Below are 20,004 nucleotides of genomic sequence, written 5' to 3'. Positions count from 1 at the left end.
GGCATGGCCAGCCATGCTGATCCCCTTGGTGGGGCGTGGCGCTGTCGCCATGGTTCGAACACAATCGCACGCGACCGATGGGCGGCTCAGGCTGTTGCCCCGGCGTTCGTCTGCTTGACTAGGCTTGCCGTATCGAGAGGTGATTGGCGAAATGGCAACGATAGACCGCTGGCTTCTGCCAGATGGCATTGAAGAGGTGCTGCCGCCCGAAGCGGCGCGTATCGAAACTGCACGGCGTCGTGTGCTGGATCTTTTCCAGTGCTGGGGCTATGAGTTGGTTATTACCCCTCATGTGGAGTTTCTCGAATCGCTCCTGATTGGCGCCGGGCAGGACCTTGATCTTAAGACCTTTAAGGTCATCGATCCGTTGTCAGGGCGGCAGATGGGCTTGCGAGCGGACATCACGCCGCAGGTGGCGCGGGTGGATGCCCATACGTTGCGTCGCGAAGGGCCTAGCCGCCTGTGCTATGCCGGCAGCGTCCTGCATGCCAAGCCGCAGGCTCTCACCACGTCGCGGAGCCCGATTCAGCTGGGCGCCGAACTCTATGGGGACAGCAGCACGTCTAGCGACCTTGAAGTGATCAGCTTGATGCTGGAAACCCTTCTACTCGCCGATGTGCCGGACCTACACATGGATCTCGGTCATGTGGGTATTTATCGTGGGTTGGCGCGCGCCGCCAGTCTCTCTGGGGACGCAGAGCAGCGCCTCTTCGATGCCTTGCAGCGTAAGGCGATGGACGAGATCGCAGCGCTGACCGCTAATGTCGAGCCCGCCTTGGCGAGCATGTTGCGCGCATTAGCACGGCTCTGTGGTGGTCGCGAGACGCTTGACGCTGCGCGCGAGGTGCTTGCCGGTGCGCCTGCTCCGGTTCTTCAATCGCTTGAAGGCTTGGCGCATATCGCCGAACAGTTGGCGATGCGGTATCCCGAGTTGCCGTTGTATTTCGATCTTGGCGAGCTGCGCGGCTATCACTACCACACTGGTGTCGTCTTCGCGGTATTCGTCCCGGGCGTAGGCCAGTCGATCGCTCAGGGTGGGCGTTATGATGACATTGGTGCTGATTTTGGCCGGGCGCGTCCGGCGACCGGCTTTTCGACGGACCTAAAGACGCTGGTCAGGCTGGGCAATGCCGAGCTCGTCGGCCCGTTGGCCGGTATCTGGGCGCCTTACAGCGCCGATCCGACTTTGTGGCAGACAATCCGTCGGCTGCGTGAGCAGGGTGAGCGGGTGGTGCAGGCCTTGGACGGGCAGCAGAGCGATGTCGCGCCAGGTGTTGGCTGTGACCGGCAGCTACTGTTGCAAGAGGGTTCCTGGGTTGTAACACCACTGGTCCGCTGATGCGGCTGCGCCAGGCAGGGTTTTCAGTTTTTTTCGCCGGTCATAACCGGTAATGCTTCGCCAAGAGGACAAGGTTTATGGGTAAGAATGTCGTGGTCCTGGGCACCCAATGGGGTGATGAGGGCAAGGGCAAGATCGTCGATCTGCTGACCGACCAGGCTGCGGCCGTGGTGCGTTTCCAGGGCGGTCACAATGCTGGTCACACGCTGGTCATCGACGGCGAAAAAACTGTGCTGCATCTGATTCCGTCCGGAATTCTGCGCGAGAACGTACAGTGCCTCATCGGTAATGGCGTGGTCGTGGCGCCGGATGCCCTGATGCGTGAAATCACCAAGCTCGAAGAAAAGGGTGTGCCTGTTCGTGAGCGCCTGCGCATCAGTCCAGCCTGTACTCTCATTCTGCCGTATCACGTCGCTCTGGATCAGGCGCGCGAAGCTTCGCGTTCCGAGGGCAAGATTGGTACTACAGGTCGTGGCATTGGGCCGGCCTACGAAGACAAGGTTGCCCGTCGTGGTTTGCGCATCGGCGACTTGTTCAACCCTGAGCGCTTCACGGTCAAGTTGCGTGAACTGCTCGAGTATCACAACTTCATCCTGCAGAATTTCTACAAGGTCGAGCCTGTCGATTTCCAGAAGACGCTCGATGAGGCGCTGGGCTACGCCGAAATCCTCCGGCCGATGATGACGGACGTCTCGGCGCGACTGCATGAGTTGCGCAAGCAGGGGGCGCGCATCATGTTCGAGGGGGCGCAGGGTTCGCTGCTCGACATCGATCATGGCACCTACCCCTATGTCACCAGCTCCAGCACCACGGCGGGGGGCACTGCTACTGGTTCCGGTTTTGGTCCGCTATATCTGGACTACATCCTCGGTATTACAAAGGCCTACACCACGCGCGTCGGGTCCGGTCCTTTCCCCACCGAGCTGTTCGATGAGGTGGGTGCTCGTCTGGCCGAGCGTGGCCATGAGTTCGGCTCGACCACTGGTCGCGCCCGTCGCTGCGGTTGGTTCGATGCGGTCATCCTGCGCCGCGCAATCGAGATCAACAGTGTCTCCGGTATCTGTCTGACCAAGCTGGATGTACTGGACGGCCTGGATACCATACGCATCTGCGTTGCTTACAAGGACCGTGATGGCGAAGTGCTGGTTGATGCGCCGACCGACGCAGACAGCTATCAGGGCTTGCAGCCAGTATACGAGGAGCTGCCTGGCTGGAATGAATCCACCGTCGGGGTCAAGTCGCTCGAGGCTCTGCCCGCTAACGCGCGTGCTTACATCAAGCGTATCGAGGAACTTGTCGAGGCGCCGGTCGATATCATTTCCACCGGGCCGGACCGCAACGAGACCATCGTGCTGCGTCATCCCTACGCCTGATCACTGGTGTGAAATACAAAGACCGCCCTCGGGCGGTCTTTCTTTTGGTGCGTGCGGTCTAAATGTAGGCCATGTAATTATGTTAGCGGGGCTGTTGCGTGTGTTGAGCCTAAGCAGAAACGAAAAAAACCGAGCCAGTGGCTCGGTTTTTTCTGAAGAGTGGTGCCCAGGAGAAGACTCGAACTTCCACGATGTTGCCATCGCTAGGACCTGAACCTAGTGCGTCTACCAATTCCGCCACCTGGGCACATTGCGATGATTGCTCACCGACTTATGTCTATTGTTGGTCAAGGTCGACAAACCTTGTGTCTATGAAACGCTCGCTGTCGCAAGTGTCTCATCGGATAAATGGTGCCCAGGAGAAGACTCGAACTTCCACGGTGTTGCCACCGCTAGGACCTGAACCTAGTGCGTCTACCAATTCCGCCACCTGGGCACTGCAAACGATGATACTTCGTCGTTTCCGTGTTACAACGTCTACCAGACATTGTGGGCGCGAACTATACGGGCGGGGTTATGCCTTGTAAAGCCCCGTCCAGGAAAAATAATTCGCGTGAAAGCTGCCGTCGGACGGCGTTTCGCGCTTCAATAGATATAGGGCGTTCTGCCTCTATAAATGAATGAAAGGTGACATCTCTTAATGGCCGATTGGCAATCCCTCGATCCCGAGGCCGCACGTGAAGCGGAAAAGTACGAAAACCCCATCCCCAGCCGCGAATTGATACTCAAGCATCTGAGCGAGCGCGGCTCGCCAGCGGCCCGTGAGCAGCTGGTAGAGGAGTTCGGATTATCCTCCGAAGATGACATTGAGGCTCTGCGCCGCCGTTTGCGCGCGATGGAGCGTGACGGTCAGGTGATCTATACCCGGCGTGGCACCTATGCCCCGGTAGACAAGCTGGACCTGGTTTGCGGTCGCGTCAGCGGCCATCGCGACGGTTTCGGTTTCCTCATCCCTGATGACCGCAGCGACGATCTATTCTTGAGTCCAGCACAGATGCGTCTGGTGTTTGACGGCGACCGTTGCCTGGCTCGCGTGGCCGGGCTTGATCGCCGCGGGCGGCGCGAAGGTGCGATTGTTGAGATCATCGGTCGTGCCCACGAAACCATCGTAGGTCGCTACCAGGAAGAAAGTGGAATCGGCTTTGTGATGGCTGATAACCCCAAGATCCAGCAGGAAGTGCTGGTCACGCCGGGTCGTTCCATGGATGCCAAGCCGGGTCAGTTCGTCGAGATCAAGATTACCCACTGGCCGACTCAGCGGTTTCAGCCACAGGGCGACGTGGTCGAGGTCATCGGCAACTACATGGCTCCCGGTATGGAGATCGATGTCGCGCTTCGCAGCTTCGACATTCCGCATGTCTGGCCAGATGCGGTAAAACGCGAAGCCGCCAAGCTCAAGCCGGAAGTCGAGGAGAAGGACAAGCAGAAACGCGTCGACCTTCGCCACCTGCCGTTCGTCACCATCGACGGCGAGGATGCGCGAGACTTCGATGATGCCGTTTACTGCGAGAAGCTCAGTGGCTGGAAGCTGTTTTCCGGTGGTTTCCGCCTGTACGTGGCGATCGCCGATGTCTCGCACTATGTCAAGGTCGGCTCGGCGCTGGATCAGGAAGCTGAAGTACGTGGCACCTCGGTGTATTTCCCCGAGCGGGTTGTGCCGATGCTGCCCGAAGAGTTGTCGAATGGGCTCTGCTCGCTAAATCCGCATGTCGACCGTCTGGCGATGGTCTGCGAAATCACCCTTAGCAAGTCGGGGAATATGACGGATTACCAGTTCTATGAAGCGGTGATCCATTCCCACGCACGACTGACCTATAACAAGGTCAGCAGCATGCTTGAGCAGCCATCTTCGGCTGAAGGCAAACGCCTTATCGGCGAGTACGGTGAAGTGCTGCCCGACCTTAAGCAGCTCTATGCGCTCTATAAGATATTGCTCAAGGCGCGGCATGCCCGTGGGGCAATCGACTTCGAGACGCAGGAAACCCGCATCGTTTTCGGTGCTGGTCGCAAGATCTCGGAGATCAAGCCGACCGAGCGCAACGACGCGCACAAGCTGATCGAGGAGTGCATGCTATGCGCCAACGTGGCCACTGCACGCTTCCTTCAGGATCACGACATTCCGGGCTTGTATCGTGTGCATGATGGTCCCCCCCTGGAGCGTCAGGAGAAACTCCGAGCGTTTCTCGGCGAGCTGGGCCTGACCTTGCACAAGGGCAAAGAGGGGCCAACGCCCAAGGATTACCAGGCGCTGCTGGAGCATATCCAGGGGCGTCCCGACTTCCATGTGATTCAGACGGTAATGCTGCGCTCCCTCAGTCAGGCGGTTTACAGTCCTGACAACAATGGCCATTTCGGCCTGAACTACGAGGCATACGCACATTTCACATCGCCGATTCGCCGCTACCCCGATCTGCTGATCCATCGGGCGATCCGCAGCGTGATCCGCTCCAAGCGCGACACGTCGCACGTTCGCCGTGCGGGCGCTACCAGCATGCCCAAGGCGCGCATCTATCCGTATGACGAGGCCGCATTGGAGCAGTTGGGCGAGCAGTGCTCAATGACCGAGCGCCGCGCCGATGAAGCGACCCGTGATGTCGTGAACTGGCTGAAATGCGAGTTTATGAAAGACCGGGTCGGTGAGAATTTCCCCGGCGTTATCACGGCCGTGACCGGCTTCGGCCTGTTCGTCGAGCTGACCGATATCTACGTCGAAGGGTTGGTGCACGTGACGGCGATGCCGGGCGACTACTACCACTTCGATCCGTTGCATCATCGCCTGTCCGGTGAGCGCAGCGGTCGCAGCTTCCGTCTTGGCGACAGCGTCGAGGTGCGGGTCATGCGTGTCGATCTCGATGAGCGCAAGATCGACTTCGAGCTGATTGGCGGTGGCAGCAAGACCGGAGCCGGCGAGCGCGGAGCCTCGGACGGCCGCGGCGGACGTAAAGATGGTCGCGGCAAGAAAGGCGCTGATGCGTCTTTGTCGAAGGGCAATGAGTCGGTCAGCGATGACGTTCGCAAGAGCCGTGAGATCAAGAAGGCACTGTTAGGCGACGCCAAGGCAGGCAAAACCTCGAAGAGCAAGCCAAAGCGCAGCGGCTCGAAACCGAAGGCGGCCGCCGGCAAGGCCACGCCGAAGCCCGAGGGCGCCGCGCCCCGTAAGCGTAAGGCCAAACCATGAGCGATCTAGAAAAGGTTTATGGTCTTCATGCCGTCGAGGCGTTGCTTCGCCATCATCCGAAGCGAGTCAAGCAGATTTGGCTGGCGGAGGGGCGTGATGATCCGCGCGTGCAGAATTTGCTCCAGCTGGCTGCCGAGTCGAAGGTTCGAGTCGGCCAGTGCGAGCGCCGCGAAATGGACGCCTGGGTCGAGGGCGTGCATCAGGGCGTGATTGCTGACGTCAGTCCCAGCCAGGTTTGGGGCGATGCCATGCTTGAGGAGCTGCTTGATCGCACCGAAGGCGCGCCCCTGTTGCTCGTGCTCGACGGCGTCACAGACCCGCATAATCTAGGGGCCTGTCTGCGAACTGCCAATGCGGCCGGCGCACTGGCCGTGATCATACCCAAGGATAAATCCGCGACGCTGAACGCTACGGTGCGCAAGGTGGCCTGCGGTGCTGCCGAAGTCATTCCGCTGGTAGCCGTCACCAATCTCGCCCGGACGCTGGAAAAACTGCAGCAGCGCGGTTTGTGGGTCGTCGGTACGGCTGGTGAGGCCGAGCAGGAGATCTACGATCAGGATCTCAGCGGGCCGATCGTTATGGTGATGGGGGCCGAGGGCAAGGGGATGCGGCGCCTGACCCGTGAGCACTGCGATTTCCTGGTGCGCTTGCCCATGGGCGGCAGCGTCAGCAGCCTCAACGTCTCCGTCGCTACCGGAGTTTGCCTGTTCGAGGCCCTGCGCCAACGGCGCTCGGCCCGCTCCGCGAGCTAGCGTCTACTTCGCTTGGCCTCATCTGTTAAGACCTTTGCTCTTCAGCGGAAACGGATCGTTTTCGCTGCGGTCAACTGTCCGTTCTGATTCTGACGCTCGAGCCGTCACTTTATTGGTTTGGCTGGGCGTCGGGCGTAGACCTGGCGCCAGCTTTTGATCGCGACCAGCGCCAGGCTCGCATCATGGAGGTGGTATGCCGCAACGCCCGTCTTTCGAGGCTCTGTTCAGGGTTTCGCCAAATGCCTACCTGCTGCTGGATCCCGATCTGGTAATTCTGGATGCGAACGCGGCTTACCTGGAACTCACCGCACGCAGCATCGAGGAAATCGCTGGGCGGCGAATTCAGGACGCGTTTGCCGCCGACCCGCAATTTCCCGAGTCGACTCATGTCGACGAACTGCTCGACTCCTTTGCTAGGGTCCTGCGTACGAAGGCTTTGGATACCTTGCCCGTTATCCGCTATTCCATCGCGGTCAGCTCCGGCAACGGTGCGGCATATGAGGACCGCTACTGGAGCGCGACGCACACACCGTTGTTGGATGATAACGGCGAAGTCATCGCCATCCTTCAGCACACCGTGGATATCACTGAACTGCAGCAGTTGAAGGACTCCTTGCGCTCGGCAGAGCCTGCTGGTCAGCCGGCTCAACAGATCGAGGCGGCGATCATATCCCGAGCGCGGTTCATACAGGATGAAGGCAATCAACTGCGCCGGTTGTTTGCCCAGGCGCCTGGTTTCGTCTGCTTTCTGCGTGGTCCCGAGCATGTGTTCGAGCTGGTCAACGAGGCATATCAGCAGCTTACCGGCCACCGCCAGCTGCTCGGCAAGCCTGTGCGTGACGGGCTGCCCGAGCTGGAAGGCCAGGGTTTTATTACGCTGCTCGATGAGGTGTATCGCACCGGCGAACCCTACACCGACAAAGGCATGCGGGCACTGCTAAACCGCCGTCCAGGTGCCGAACCGGAGGAGCTGTACGTCGATCTGGTGTTTCAGCCAATCGTCGAGCACGACGGCCGAACGTCCGGTATTTTCGTGCTCGGTAGCGACGTTACCGAGCAGCATCGCAGCCAGCAGGAGTTGCGTGAGTATCGCGAGCATCTCGAAGAGCTGGTGCGAGAGCGCAGCCGCGAATTGCTCGACAGCGAGTCCGCACGTCGCACCGCCCAGGCCGCCCTGATGCAAGCGCAAAAGCTTGAGGCTGTCGGCAAACTCACCGGGGGCATTGCGCATGATTTCAACAACATGTTGCAGATCATCGGCGGCAATCTGCAGTTGTTGCGTCGCAACCTGAGCGGTGACGAAACGGCCCAGAGGCGGCTGGAGTCGGCTGTGGGCGGTGTAGAAAAGGGCGCTCGTCTGGCGTCGCAACTGTTGGCCTTCGCAAGTCGTCAGCCGTTGCAGCCACAATCTGTGAATGTCGGTGAGTTGCTCGGTCAGATGAGCGAATTGCTCAACGGTGCCCTGGGGCGCGCTGTCCAGGTTGATGTCGACGTCGCATCGGACCTGTGGCCAGTGCTGGCCGATGTCGGCAATCTGCAGGCGGCGATACTCAACCTGGCCGTCAATGCGCGCGATGCGATGGGCGATGGCGGGACTCTTTGCCTGCGCTTGCGCAACCTTAGCCTGGACGCAGCTCAGCTCGCGGGACAGCCCGGCGCCGATCCCGGTCCGTACGTTGAGCTTGCGGTCATCGATGAGGGCGAGGGCATGCGCCCGGAAATCCTCGAGCGCGCGTTCGAGCCATTCTTCACCACGCGCAAAGATAAAAATTCGTCCGGCCTTGGTTTGAGCATGGTCTATGGCTTCGTCAAGCAGAGCGGTGGATTCGTTGTGCTGGAAAGCGATGAAGGCGAGGGTACGACGGTCCGGGTCTACTTGCCGAGCCGCGTTGCGCTGGGTCAGCAGGGGGGGCGTGTAGCAGCGATTTCCGAGCAGTGCGACTCGGCATCAGCTTCATCCGAGCAGATCGAGCCTGCATACGCGTCAGGCCTTAGGATTCTGTTCGTCGAGGATGACCCGACGCTGCGCATGCTCACCGGAGAAGTCATGGACGAGCTGGGGCACCAGGTCAGCCTCTGCGAGTCGGCCGAGGCTGCGCTGAAGCAGCTCGAGCAGCATCCATTCGACGTGCTGCTTACCGATGTCGGTCTGGCTGGCATGAGCGGTATCGAGCTGGTTCGTGAGGCCAGGTCGCGCGATGCCAGCCTGAGTGTCGTCATTGCTTCGGGCTATGCCGTCGATGCGCGGGACGTGGGGCTGGACGACCTGCGCACCATGCTCAAGCCCTACGATATCCACCAAGTCAGATCGTTGCTCGAAAGCATTCAGGCCGAACGGACCATCGCAGGACGTAGCTAGTCGTTGGTTGGTTAAATATTCACCAAATCGCCTTGCGTGGTCGTCCGGGCTTCTCTAGAATTGCGCCCCTTGCCCGGATGCCAGGCGTTTGCGCGCCTCTCTGGCTGGCAAGTCAACATAACTGATTCACTCCTTGCCTGATCCGCGTTGTGCGGCAGGCTGCAACCCGTAAGGAGCAACAATGCGTCATTACGAAATCATCTTTCTGGTCCACCCCGACCAGAGCGAGCAGGTTGGCGGCATGGTGGAGCGTTACACCAAGCTGATCGAAGAGGACGGTGGCAAGATCCATCGTCTGGAAGACTGGGGTCGTCGTCAGCTGGCTTACGCCATCAACAACGTCCACAAGGCTCACTACGTGATGCTGAACGTCGAGTGCAGTGGTAAGGCACTGGCTGAGCTGGAAGACAACTTCCGCTACAACGACGCCGTCATCCGTAATCTGGTCATCCGTCGCGACGAAGCCGTGACTGAACAGTCCGAGATGCTGAAGGCTGAGGAAAACCGTAGCGAGCGCCGTGAGCGTCGTGATCGCCCTGAATCTGACTCTGCCAATGAAAATGACAGTGACAGTGACAGCGACAGCCGCGACAACAACGCTGACGAGTAATCCACGGACCTATTGAGGAGCCTATTTCATGGCACGTTTTTTCCGTCGTCGTAAGTTCTGCCGTTTCACTGCAGAAAACGTGAAAGAGATCGACTACAAGGATCTCAACACGCTGAAGGCCTACATTTCCGAAACCGGCAAGATCGTTCCTAGCCGTATTACCGGAACCAAAGCACGCTATCAGCGCCAGCTGGCTACCGCTATCAAGCGCGCCCGCTTCCTGGCCCTGCTGCCCTACACCGACAGCCACGGCCGTTAATCGAACTGTTAGACAGACGTAAAGGATAGATCGCATGCGCGCCCTGGCTGAGTTCATCATGCGCGGCCGTATGCAGGCAATTGTTGTTGTGGCTGGCTGTGCAGCGCTGCCGATGTTGTTCTGGTTGTCTGCTGCGGCGGGAAGCCTGGTGTTGCTGCGTCGCGGGTTGAATGATGCACTGGGCGTATTGGTATGGGCTGTATTGCCCGCGCTGGTCTGGTGGTATTTCGGTGATCCGCGGACATTGCTGGTGCTGCTGGGGTCGTTCGGGTTAGCGCTGTTGTTGCGCAACCAGAGCTCCTGGTCCCGGGTGATGCTGTGTAGCGTAGGGCTCGGGTTGTTGTATGCCTGGGCGCTGGGAATGGTTTTTGGCGAGCCAATTGCGGCACTCGCCACCGAGTTGCAAAAAGTGCTACCCGACATGTTGTCGGATGCCTATCAGCAACTTTCGGTGGATGAGCAGGCCCGGTTGGGAGCATTGCTGGCACCGGTTCTGACCGGTTTGTTGGCAGGGCTACTGCAGATCACCACGCTGCTCAGTCTGATGCTTGGTCGGTACTGGCAGGCATTGTTGTACAACCCCGGTGGCTTTGGTCTCGAGTTCCGGTCGCTGCGTTTCTCAGCGTTGCCTGCGATGGTGTTGCTGATGGGCATGCTGCTGGGACCAAGTCTCGGTGTGCAGGTGGCGATGCTGGCGCCGTTGTGCAGTGTTCCGCTGGTGTTTGCCGGCATTGCGCTGGTGCACGGGCTGGTCGCAAAGAACCGGATGTCTCGGTTCTGGCTGGTGGGGCTCTACGTCACGCTGGTGCTGTTCATGCAGTTGATTTATCCGTTACTGGCCGTTGTGGCCATTGTCGACAGTTTGTTTGATTTTCGCGGTCGGGCATCTCGTGATGACGATGCGGGACCTGCGAACGGTGAAGGTTAAGTTAAAGAGGTAAGACTCAAATGGAAGTCATCCTGCTGGAAAAAGTCGCAAACCTGGGCAACCTGGGCGACAAGGTAAACGTCAAGTCTGGTTACGGCCGCAACTTTCTGCTGCCGCAGCGTAAGGCTACTGCTGCAACTCCGGCCAACATTGCCGAGTTTGAAGCTCGCCGTGCTGATCTGGAAAAAGCTGCTGCTGATCGCAAGGTTTCTGCCGAAACTCGCGCTGCTCAGCTGGCTGAACTGGAAGTCACCATCACCGCTACTGCGGGCGATGAAGGCAAGCTGTTCGGTTCCATCGGTACTCACGACATCGCTGACGCGCTGACCGCCTCTGGCGTGGAAGTGGCGAAGAGCGAAATCCGTCTGCCTAACGGCACCATCCGTCAGGTTGGTGAGTACGACGTTGCTGTGCACCTGCACACCGACGTTGAAGCGACCGTAAAGCTGATCGTGATCGCTGGCTGATACGGCTATCGTCTGGCACCTCTGGTGCCTGACGGTTACCATCGGGCACGTTTCCACGCGAGTGGAACGTGCCCTTTGTTTTTCTGAATGCCAAGAATTTCGAGTGCCATGAACGACATCAGTGTGCCCCAGCAATACGACCTGGAAACCGCAGCGCTCAAGGTGCCGCCACATTCCATTGAGGCCGAACAGGCCGTGCTGGGCGGCTTGATGTTGGATAACAATGCGTGGGAGCGCGTGCTGGACCAGGTGTCGGATGGCGATTTTTACCGCCATGATCACCGGCTTATCTTCCGGGCGATCTTTACTCTCGCCGAGCGCAACTCCCCATTCGATGTAGTGACGCTCTCCGAGCAGCTGGATAAAGAAGGGCATCTGCCGCAGGTCGGCGGGCTGGCGTATCTGGGCGAGCTCGCAAAAAACACCCCATCGGTTGCGAATATCAAGGCATACGCGCAGATCATTCGTGAGCGCGCTACGTTGCGTCAGTTGATCGGCATCAGTAACGACATTGCCGACAGCGCTTATGCGCCGCAGGGGCGCACGGGAGATGAAATCCTCGACGAAGCCGAGCGGATGATTTTCCAGATCGCCGAAGCGCGCCCCAATACAGGTGGGCCGATAGGGATCAACGATATTCTGGTCAAGGCCATCGACCGGATTGACTCGCTGTTCAACGCGGGCGAGGACATTACCGGCCTATCGACCGGCTTTGCCGATCTGGACGAGGCGACTAGCGGCCTGCAGCCGGCTGACCTGATCATCGTGGCCGGTCGTCCTTCCATGGGCAAGACCACGTTCGCGATGAACTTGGTGGAGAACGCAGTCTTGCGCTCCGACAAGGCGATCCTGGTCTTCTCGCTGGAAATGCCCGCCGACTCCATCGTGATTCGTATGCTGGCCTCTCTTGGCCGGATCGATCAAACCAAGGTGCGGACGGGTAAGCTCAGCGACGACGATTGGCCGCGCCTGACCTCAGCGGTCAATCTGCTCAACGACCGCAAATTGTTCATCGACGATACTGCCGGTATCTCGCCTTCGGAAATGCGCGCGCGTACGCGACGTCTGGCCCGGGAGCATGGCGAAATCGGCATGATCATGGTCGACTACCTGCAGTTGATGCAGATTCCTGGTTCCAGTGGCGACAACCGAACCAATGAGATTTCCGAGATCTCCCGCTCGCTGAAAGGCCTGGCCAAGGAATTCAATTGCCCGGTTATCGCGCTCTCCCAGCTCAACCGCTCGCTTGAGCAACGCCCCAACAAGCGCCCGATCAACTCGGACCTTCGTGAATCTGGTGCTATCGAGCAGGACGCCGATATCATCATGTTTGTCTACCGGGACGAGGTGTATCACCCCGAAACGGAATACAAGGGCGTCGCCGAAATCATCATCGGCAAGCAGCGTAACGGTCCGATTGGGACCACGCGTCTGGCGTTCCTTGGTAAATACTCTCGCTTCGAAAACCTGGCGCCGGGCAGTTACCAGTTCGACGATGAATAACCGGTAGATGCCGCACCCGCTTGCGGGCCTGACAGAAACCGCCGGACAATAACGGCTCACTTCTGTCCTGAAGGGCTTTCCATGCGTCCCCTGGTTGCAACGGTCGATCTTGCCGCGCTTCGTCACAACTATCAGCTAGCCAAACAGTGCGCTCCAGGGCGTAAGGCTTTCGCTGTGGTCAAGGCTAATGCTTACGGGCATGGTTCGCCCGCGGCAGTTGAGTGCCTACGCGATGTGGCGGACGGGTTCGCCGTGGCGTCGCTGGAAGAGGCGGAGCAGGTTCGATCGGTCGATTCGAACGCGAGGCTGTTGTTACTCGAAGGCTGCTTCGAGCCGAACGAATATGTCGCAGCGGCCGAGCTTGGGTTGGACGTCGCCGTTCAAGGAGAAGCTCAGCTGGACGCGCTGCTGGCTGCACCTATCGAGCGGCCGTTGAGTCTGTGGCTGAAGCTTGACTCCGGTATGCACCGCTTAGGTTTCAGCGCCGATGCGTTGCGCCGCGCCCATGCTCGCCTGCAAGGTGCGACGCAGGTTGCAGAACTCAACTTGATGAGCCATTTCGCCTGCGCCGATGAGCGGGGCAATTCACTCAACGAGGCGCAACTGGAGCAATTCACTGGTCTGCTGGATCTCGAATTCGACAACCGCTCATTCGCCAACTCCGCCGCAGTTCTGACCATGTCTGCTGCACACATGGATTGGCTGCGCCCCGGGATCATGCTGTACGGTGCTTCGCCATTTGCCGAGTTGAGCGCTAAGACCCTGGGGCTGAAGCCGGTAATGACGCTGACGGCTTCGATCATCGCGATCCGCGAGGTTCCCTCGGGCGAAAGTGTCGGCTACGGCGCCAGTTGGGTTGCCCAGCGTCCTTCGCGTATCGCCACGGTTAGTTGTGGTTATGCTGATGGGTATCCGCGTACGGCGCCGCCCGGGACGTGCGTGGCGATCCGTGGCCAGCGTGTTCCGCTGGCAGGTCGGGTCTCGATGGACATGCTCGCGGTCGACGTTACCGATCTGCCGCCGGCGGGCCTTGGCGACGCAGTGGAGTTATGGGGCAACGAGATCCCTATCGACGAGCTGGCGCAGGCCTGCGGCACCATCGGCTACGAGCTGCTGACCAAGGTTACCCAGCGCGTGCCGCGGCGTTATATCAACGGCTAGGCGCCGTTTCGCTTGCGCAGCATCAGCAAAAGCCGACTAATCTGGTCGGCCTTCCTGATCATTTTTTGTGCTATATTCCGCGCCCGTTTTCGTTGCCCCGGTTTCTAGCCATGCACGCAGCCAAGCCCCTTTTTGACTATCCCAAGTACTGGGCCGAGTGTTTCGGCCCGGCGCCGTTCCTGCCGATGAGCAGGGAGGAGATGGATCAGCTCGGCTGGGATTCATGCGATGTCATCATCGTGACCGGGGACGCTTACGTCGACCACCCGTCGTTTGGCATGGCCATCATCGGGCGCCTGCTGGAAGCCCAGGGATTTCGCGTTGGCATCATTAGCCAGCCAAACTGGCAGAGCAAAGACGACTTCATGAAGCTCGGCCAGCCGAATCTGTTTTTTGGCATCGCTGCCGGCAACATGGACTCGATGATCAATCGCTACACGGCTGACCGCAAGATCCGATCGGACGACGCCTACACCCCGGGCGGGCAAGCCGGAAAGCGCCCTGATCGGGCGAGCCTGGTCTACAGCCAGCGCTGCAAGGAAGCCTACACTGACACTCCAGTCGTGCTCGGTGGTATCGAAGCATCGTTGCGCCGCATCGCCCACTATGACTACTGGCAGGACAAGGTGCGCCGCTCGATCCTGATGGACGCCACGGCTGACATCCTGCTGTATGGCAACGCCGAACGGGCTATCGTCGAAGTGGCGCAACGCCTTGCGCGTGGTGAGACAGTTGAGCAAATCACCGATGTTCGCGGTACTGCATTTGTTCGGCGTGACGCGCCTGAAGGCTGGTTCGAGATCGACTCAACCCGTATCGATCGTCCGGGCAAGGTCGACAAGATCATCAACCCCTATGTGAATACGCAAGATTTGCAGGCCTGCGCCATCGAGCAGGAGAAGGGGCCAGTCGAGGATCCGAACGAGGCGAAGGTCGTCCAGCTTCTGCCCAGTCCGAAGATCGAACGTGACCGGACCGTGATCCGCCTGCCGTCGTTCGAGAAGGTTCGTAACGACCCTGCGCTATATGCCCACGCCAATCGCGTGCTCCATCTGGAGACCAATCCAGGCAACGCGCGTGCTCTGGTGCAGCGTCACGGCGATCATGACATCTGGCTGAACCCGCCGCCGATCCCCTTGACTACCGAAGAGATGGACTACGTATTCGCATCGCCGTATGCGCGCGTGCCGCATCCCGCCTATGGCGGCGAGAAGATTCCTGCTTACGACATGATTCGCTTCTCGGTGAACATCATGCGTGGTTGCTTCGGTGGCTGTACCTTCTGTTCCATTACTGAGCACGAAGGCCGGATCATCCAAAACCGCTCGCACGAGTCGATCCTGAACGAGATCGAAGAGATGAAGAAGCTGCCGGGCTTCACCGGCGTGGTATCGGACCTTGGTGGACCGACCGCCAATATGTACCGCATCGCCTGCAAGAGCGCTGAAATCGAGCAGCATTGCCGCAAGCCATCCTGCGTCTATCCGGGCATCTGCGAGAATCTCAACACCGACCACAGCTCCTTGATCGAGTTGTACCGCAAAGCGCGTGCGTTGCCTGGCGTGAAGAAAATCCTGATCGCATCCGGGCTGCGTTACGACCTGGCTGTCGAATCGCCGGAATACGTGAAAGAGCTGGTCACCCACCACGTCGGCGGCTATCTGAAAATCGCGCCTGAGCATACCGAGCGCGGTCCGCTGGACAAGATGATGAAGCCGGGGATCGGCAGCTATGACAAGTTCAAGCGGATGTTCGACAAATATTCGAAGGAGGCGGGTAAGGAGCAGTACCTGATTCCGTACTTCATCGCTGCGCACCCTGGCACCACTGACGAGGACATGATGAACCTCGCGCTGTGGCTGAAAGCCAATGGTTTCCGCGCCGATCAGGTTCAGGCTTTCTATCCGTCACCCATGGCGAGCGCCACGGCGATGTACCACAGCGGCAAGAACCCGCTGCGCAAGGTCACCTACAAGAGCGAAGGCGTGCCCATCGTCAAAAGTGAGGAACAGCGCCGTCTTCACAAGGCTTTTCTGCGCTATCACGACCCCAAGGGTTGGCCGATGCTGCGCGAAGCCTTGCAGCGGATGGGGCGCGGCGATCTGATCGGTAGCGGTAAGAATCAGCTGATCCCGGCGCATCAGCCTGCGACCGAAGGCTATCAGAGCGCCCGTCGCAAGAATTCGACCCCGGTCGGCAGCAAGAAGGCCGGACAGGGCGGCAAGATTCTCACCCAGCACAACGGTTTGCCTCCGCGCAGCCACGATGGCAATGCATGGGACAAGCGTGAAGAGGCCAAGGCGGCAGCCGAAGCGCGGCGTAAGGCTGCAGCCGGTGGCGGCAAGCCTAGCGCAAAGGGGCGTAAGCCTTCCCAGCGTCCCGCTGTCCCTCGTTGAGCCATAACTGGCGCCCATCTGAGGCGCCAGAGCTTCTATACGACTGCGTTCAGCCTTTGAACGCCAGTGTCGCCTGGTTCAGCTCGCTGGCCAGGTGCAGCATCTGTTCACTCTGCTCACGCCCACGGCTGATATGCGTCAGGTTGCTATCGCCGAGCTGATGAATACGTTCGCTGTGGCCACGGATTTCGCTGACCGCTTCGCTCTGCTGGGCGGTGGCTAGCGCGATCTGTGCGGCCATCTGCTCAATGGAACCGATGGTGACCACAATCTGATTCAGCGCCGAATCCGCCGTCTCGGCCAGCTGGGCTGTCTCTTCGGCGTGATTGACCTGGATGCGCATGGCTTGGACCGATTGATGTGCAGCGGTCTGCAAGCTCCCGATCAGCAGCTGAATTTCCTCAGTGGCACCACTGGTGCGTTGCGCCAGGGTACGTACCTCGTCAGCTACGACGGCAAAGCCACGTCCCTGTTCGCCAGCTCTTGCCGCCTCGATCGCTGCATTCAGAGCAAGCAGATTGGTTTGCTCTGCGATCGAGCGAATGACGATCAGTACCTTGCCAATCGTTCCGGTTTCGTCAGCCAAGCGTTCGATGGCCAAGGCGTTGCTTTGCACTTCGCTAACCAGACCGTGCAGTCCGGTCAGGCTTCTGCCGATGACCTGCTGTCCCTGGGTTACGGCGTGGCCCGCAGCGCGGCCGGCCTCGGCCGTCTGGTCTGCGCTGGTAGCGACATCCTGGATGGTGGCTTCCAGTTCGCCCAGCGCGTCCCGGATCTGCGCGGTGTCGCTGCTCTGGCGGCTGGCGCCTTGGTGCAGATCATTGCTCATTTCCGCGAGGCTCCGACTATTGCCGGTCACCTCTTGTGCATGTTGGCGCAGCGTGCCGACAAGCGTGAGCAGGTAGCTGCGTAGCTGGTTGAGCGACGTGCCGATTTCGACCAGCTCAGGTGTTTTGGAGCGAATATCGATAGGTTTTTCGAAATCGCCGCCGGCCCAGGCGGAGAGCGCCGGGGCCAGTTGCCCAAGCGAGCGTGTGAGTTGGCGCTGCAAACGATCAATGGCAAGTGCAACCAATAGAATCAACGCGATGATGGTGCCCTGAATCAGCCGTACTTCTGCTTGGATACGGCTATGTTCTGCGCGGATCTCTGGCTCCAGGTCGTCGAGTGCTATTTGTAGGGATGCGACTTTCTGCTCTGTGCTGTCCATCAGTTTCAGGCGTTGCTCGATCAGTCCGCGTGTGCGTTGCAGTTCTCCTGGATATCGTGTCAGGAGGCTGGAGAGGTCGCGCTTGAAGGCGATGCCTTGGTCTTCAGCTGTCTGCGCTGGGGCTTGCTCGTCGAGGTCCAAGAGCGCAGCGAAGGTGCTTGCGCCGGATTTTTGCTCACTCGCAACGCCGAGCAGCGGTAGGGCTTGCAGCGTTTGCGCTTCCTTCGTTATTGCTTGCAGCGCTTGCTTTACCTCGGCCGCCAACTCGTCGTTGCCGCTGGCCGTCAGCTTGGCTCTCGCGTGGCTGAGGCGAAGCAGTTGTCGACTTGCTTCGAACAATGGCTGTTGATAACGAGTGACGGCTTCATGCTGACCTTGCGCGGCATAGCGATGCAGCTGCTCCAGTACGCCTGCTATCTCACGCTCGGCCTGGAGTAGCAGGCCTTGAGGATCTCCTGCCAGCTTGCCTGCGGCGAGCAGCTCAGTAGCAGCGAACTGGTGGAGCTGTTCCAGGCTCGGCTGTAGACGATTGGCGAACGGGCCGGGCAGGGCGCTCACATCTGCTGCAAGCCCCTCTAGCTCAGTCAGGGCGGCCTTGTGTCGTAGGGCGTCGCCACTGCTTAGGTAGTCCTGGATATTGTCGGCGACCTGATGCTGAAAACGCTGGGAAAGGCTCAGGTACTGACCCATCAGCTGGTACGGACGCTCCAGCGCGCGCTCCGACCACCAAAGCGTTGCGCCGAGGGCAAAGCAAATGGCGACGAGCAGCAAGGTATTTAGGGTGGTAAGGGACTTCAGGCGCATCCTGGCCTCCGGGAATTCTGGAGGCTAGAAGATATGGCTGTTTGATGTCAGTTCTGTGACGGCCGGAACTTGTCCACTCGGTTTCGTCCAGCATGTTTAGCGTTGTATAGCGCTTCGTCTGCCTGCTGAGTCAGGGATTTGATGTCCGCGCTTGGGGTGAGCTCGGCAATGCCGCAGCTAAAGGTGCAGGCCAGATCGACTGGCTGCGCCGGGTAGCGGATTTCGGAGAAGCGTTCGCGTATTTCGTCCAGCACCTTCGCAGCGTTCTGCACCGTGGTATCGGGCATGACCACCGCAAACTCTTCACCACCATAGCGGCCGATGTGGTCGGTCTTGCGCAGGCGTTGCTTGAGAAACAGGGCGAGGCTCTTGATTACCCGGTCTCCCATTGGATGGCCATAGGTGTCGTTGACCTTCTTGAAATGATCGATATCGATCATCGCGAAGCACAACGGTTGCCCGTCGCGGCGGGCACGTGAGCTGGCATCTTCGAGCAGTTGAAGGCTGTGCGTATGGTTGTAAAGGCCGGTCAGGCTGTCTCGGACAATCCTGGCTTTCAAGCTTCGGGCCCTCTCAGCGCGGGTGCGAACCGTGGCAATCAGGTGGCTGGGTTTGATTGGTTTGGTCAGAAAATCATCGCCGCCTTCGTTCATGGCGTCGAGCTGCTTGTCGAGGTCGTCTTCGGCCGAGAGATAAATGATGGGTACGCTGACGTAGCGCTCATGCTGCCGGATCACCTTGGCCAGTTCAGTACCCATGCACTCGGGCATGTACATGTCGAGGATGATCAGATCCGGCTGGAATTCGGCGAGGTAAGTGATCGCCTGAATCGGCTCATTGAGCGTCTGCGTGATGATCCCCGCGTTGTTCAATACCCTTTCGGTGTGTGTCGCCTGGGCTCGCGAGTCGTCGATGATCAGGACGCGGAAGGGCTCGTAATGCGCGGTGCGGGTGAAGATTTCGATTTTTTCCAGAAGGCACGACGCATCGATGGTGCCTGTGAAGAATTCCAGCCCTCCGGCGCGCACGGCCGCCAGTCGCATCGGTGTGTCGGTTTCCTGATGGCTGAAAAAAATCAGCGGCAGCTTTTCTTCCAGACCTTGCTGAATTCGCTCGGCAAGGCGCAGGCCTTCACCGGGCCCATTGAAATCGACGTCCATGACGATCGCGGCCGGGTGCCGCTCATGCATCGCTGCGCGGAATTCGCCATCACTGGCGAAGGCCTGCGCATTCATGCTGAAGAATTCCAGCTGGCGAACCACATGTTGGGCGCGTTGGTGGTCTTCCAGTGCGATGTAGACGGGTTTGCTCAACGGCGGTACGTAGGCAGACTGCCCGCGCGGATCACCATGGCGAAGGCCCGTGCGTGCAAGACGGTAGACCAGCTGGCTGAGAGTGGCGATGGTGTCGCTAGACAGTCGTCCGCGATTGTCGCTGATATCGCCCAGGCAATCTTCGATGCCAAGCGCGAGAAGTCGATGTTCAGTTTGCTCGAAGCGCTCGGCGAATTTTCGCAAACGCTGGTTGGCATCCGCCAGCGCAGACCGGCAAGTGTCATTCCATTCGCTGCGTTGCAGTTGCTGCCAGACTTCGAGAACCTCACGAGCCTGGTGGATGACCCGTTGTGCGAAGTGCTGTTTGAGTTCTTCCTGGTCCGACATGTCC

General features: G+C 59.4%; 14 protein-coding genes and 2 tRNA genes. 12 read left to right on the top strand and 4 right to left on the bottom strand.

Annotated elements, in window-relative coordinates:
- Positions 1-151: 151 nt before the first annotated feature.
- Complete coding sequence (locus ACIGHL_RS11065) at positions 152-1,339, top strand: ATP phosphoribosyltransferase regulatory subunit (RefSeq protein ID WP_128120151.1); 1,188 nt, start codon at positions 152-154, stop codon at positions 1,337-1,339.
- A 77-nt stretch (positions 1,340-1,416) separates the two neighbouring features.
- Positions 1,417-2,712: an adenylosuccinate synthase gene (locus tag ACIGHL_RS11060; protein ID WP_128120150.1), complete on the top strand. Its 1,296-nt coding sequence runs from the start codon at positions 1,417-1,419 to the stop codon at positions 2,710-2,712.
- Positions 2,713-2,872: 160 nt separating this feature from the next.
- Here ACIGHL_RS11060 and ACIGHL_RS11055 read toward each other — a convergent pair.
- Positions 2,873-2,959, bottom strand: a tRNA-Leu gene (locus ACIGHL_RS11055).
- Positions 2,960-3,061: 102 nt separating this feature from the next.
- Positions 3,062-3,148, bottom strand: a tRNA-Leu gene (locus ACIGHL_RS11050).
- A gap of 204 nt (positions 3,149-3,352) precedes the next feature.
- Here ACIGHL_RS11050 and rnr point away from each other — a divergent pair.
- The 10 genes from rnr (at position 3,353) to ACIGHL_RS11000 (ending at position 16,325) form a co-directional block, all read left to right on the top strand.
- On the top strand, positions 3,353-5,890 hold the full coding sequence (gene rnr / locus ACIGHL_RS11045; RefSeq protein ID WP_216707179.1) for a ribonuclease R: 2,538 nt from the start codon (positions 3,353-3,355) through the stop codon (positions 5,888-5,890).
- Positions 5,887-6,642, top strand: a complete 756-nt coding sequence (gene rlmB, locus ACIGHL_RS11040) for a 23S rRNA (guanosine(2251)-2'-O)-methyltransferase RlmB (protein WP_128120148.1) — start codon at positions 5,887-5,889, stop codon at positions 6,640-6,642. Before rnr ends, rlmB begins: the two co-directional genes overlap by 4 nt.
- Before the next feature lie 193 nt (positions 6,643-6,835).
- The gene (locus ACIGHL_RS11035; RefSeq protein ID WP_128120147.1) at positions 6,836-9,001 is read left to right on the top strand and encodes a PAS domain-containing protein; all 2,166 of its coding nucleotides are present in this window, start codon (positions 6,836-6,838) and stop codon (positions 8,999-9,001) included.
- A 181-nt stretch (positions 9,002-9,182) separates the two neighbouring features.
- Positions 9,183-9,611 (top strand): 30S ribosomal protein S6, encoded by a 429-nt coding sequence (gene rpsF, locus ACIGHL_RS11030; RefSeq protein ID WP_128120146.1) that lies wholly within the window; start codon positions 9,183-9,185, stop codon positions 9,609-9,611.
- 28 nt (positions 9,612-9,639) lie between these two features.
- Positions 9,640-9,870: a 30S ribosomal protein S18 gene (gene rpsR / locus ACIGHL_RS11025; RefSeq protein WP_019340128.1), complete on the top strand. Its 231-nt coding sequence runs from the start codon at positions 9,640-9,642 to the stop codon at positions 9,868-9,870.
- Between the two features lie 34 nt (positions 9,871-9,904).
- Complete coding sequence (locus ACIGHL_RS11020) at positions 9,905-10,798, top strand: YybS family protein (RefSeq protein ID WP_128120145.1); 894 nt, start codon at positions 9,905-9,907, stop codon at positions 10,796-10,798.
- 20 nt (positions 10,799-10,818) lie between these two features.
- Complete coding sequence (gene rplI / locus ACIGHL_RS11015) at positions 10,819-11,265, top strand: 50S ribosomal protein L9 (protein WP_128120144.1); 447 nt, start codon at positions 10,819-10,821, stop codon at positions 11,263-11,265.
- A 108-nt stretch (positions 11,266-11,373) separates the two neighbouring features.
- Positions 11,374-12,768 (top strand): replicative DNA helicase, encoded by a 1,395-nt coding sequence (gene dnaB / locus ACIGHL_RS11010; RefSeq protein WP_045424438.1) that lies wholly within the window; start codon positions 11,374-11,376, stop codon positions 12,766-12,768.
- 81 nt (positions 12,769-12,849) lie between these two features.
- Positions 12,850-13,929, top strand: a complete 1,080-nt coding sequence (alr, locus tag ACIGHL_RS11005) for an alanine racemase (RefSeq protein ID WP_216707180.1) — start codon at positions 12,850-12,852, stop codon at positions 13,927-13,929.
- 110 nt (positions 13,930-14,039) lie between these two features.
- Complete coding sequence (locus ACIGHL_RS11000; protein WP_216707181.1) at positions 14,040-16,325, top strand: YgiQ family radical SAM protein; 2,286 nt, start codon at positions 14,040-14,042, stop codon at positions 16,323-16,325.
- Between the two features lie 49 nt (positions 16,326-16,374).
- Here ACIGHL_RS11000 and ACIGHL_RS10995 read toward each other — a convergent pair whose 3' ends face one another.
- Both ACIGHL_RS10995 and ACIGHL_RS10990 read right to left on the bottom strand, forming a co-directional pair.
- Positions 16,375-17,154 carry a methyl-accepting chemotaxis protein gene (locus ACIGHL_RS10995; RefSeq protein WP_241509123.1) on the bottom strand — a complete coding sequence of 260 codons (780 nt, stop codon included), beginning with the start codon at positions 17,152-17,154 and terminating at the stop codon, positions 16,375-16,377.
- 1,232 nt (positions 17,155-18,386) lie between these two features.
- Entirely contained in the window at positions 18,387-20,000 is a 1,614-nt protein-coding gene (locus tag ACIGHL_RS10990; RefSeq protein ID WP_216707182.1) for a response regulator, read from the bottom strand.
- Between the last annotated feature and the right edge of the window lie 4 nt (positions 20,001-20,004).

The sequence above is a fragment of the Pseudomonas sp. NPDC077451 genome (genome assembly GCF_044543345.1).
Taxonomy (GTDB): Bacteria; Pseudomonadota; Gammaproteobacteria; order Pseudomonadales; family Pseudomonadaceae; genus Stutzerimonas.
Note: the sequence above shows the minus strand (reverse complement) of the source record. Positions and strands in the feature narration are given on the sequence as shown.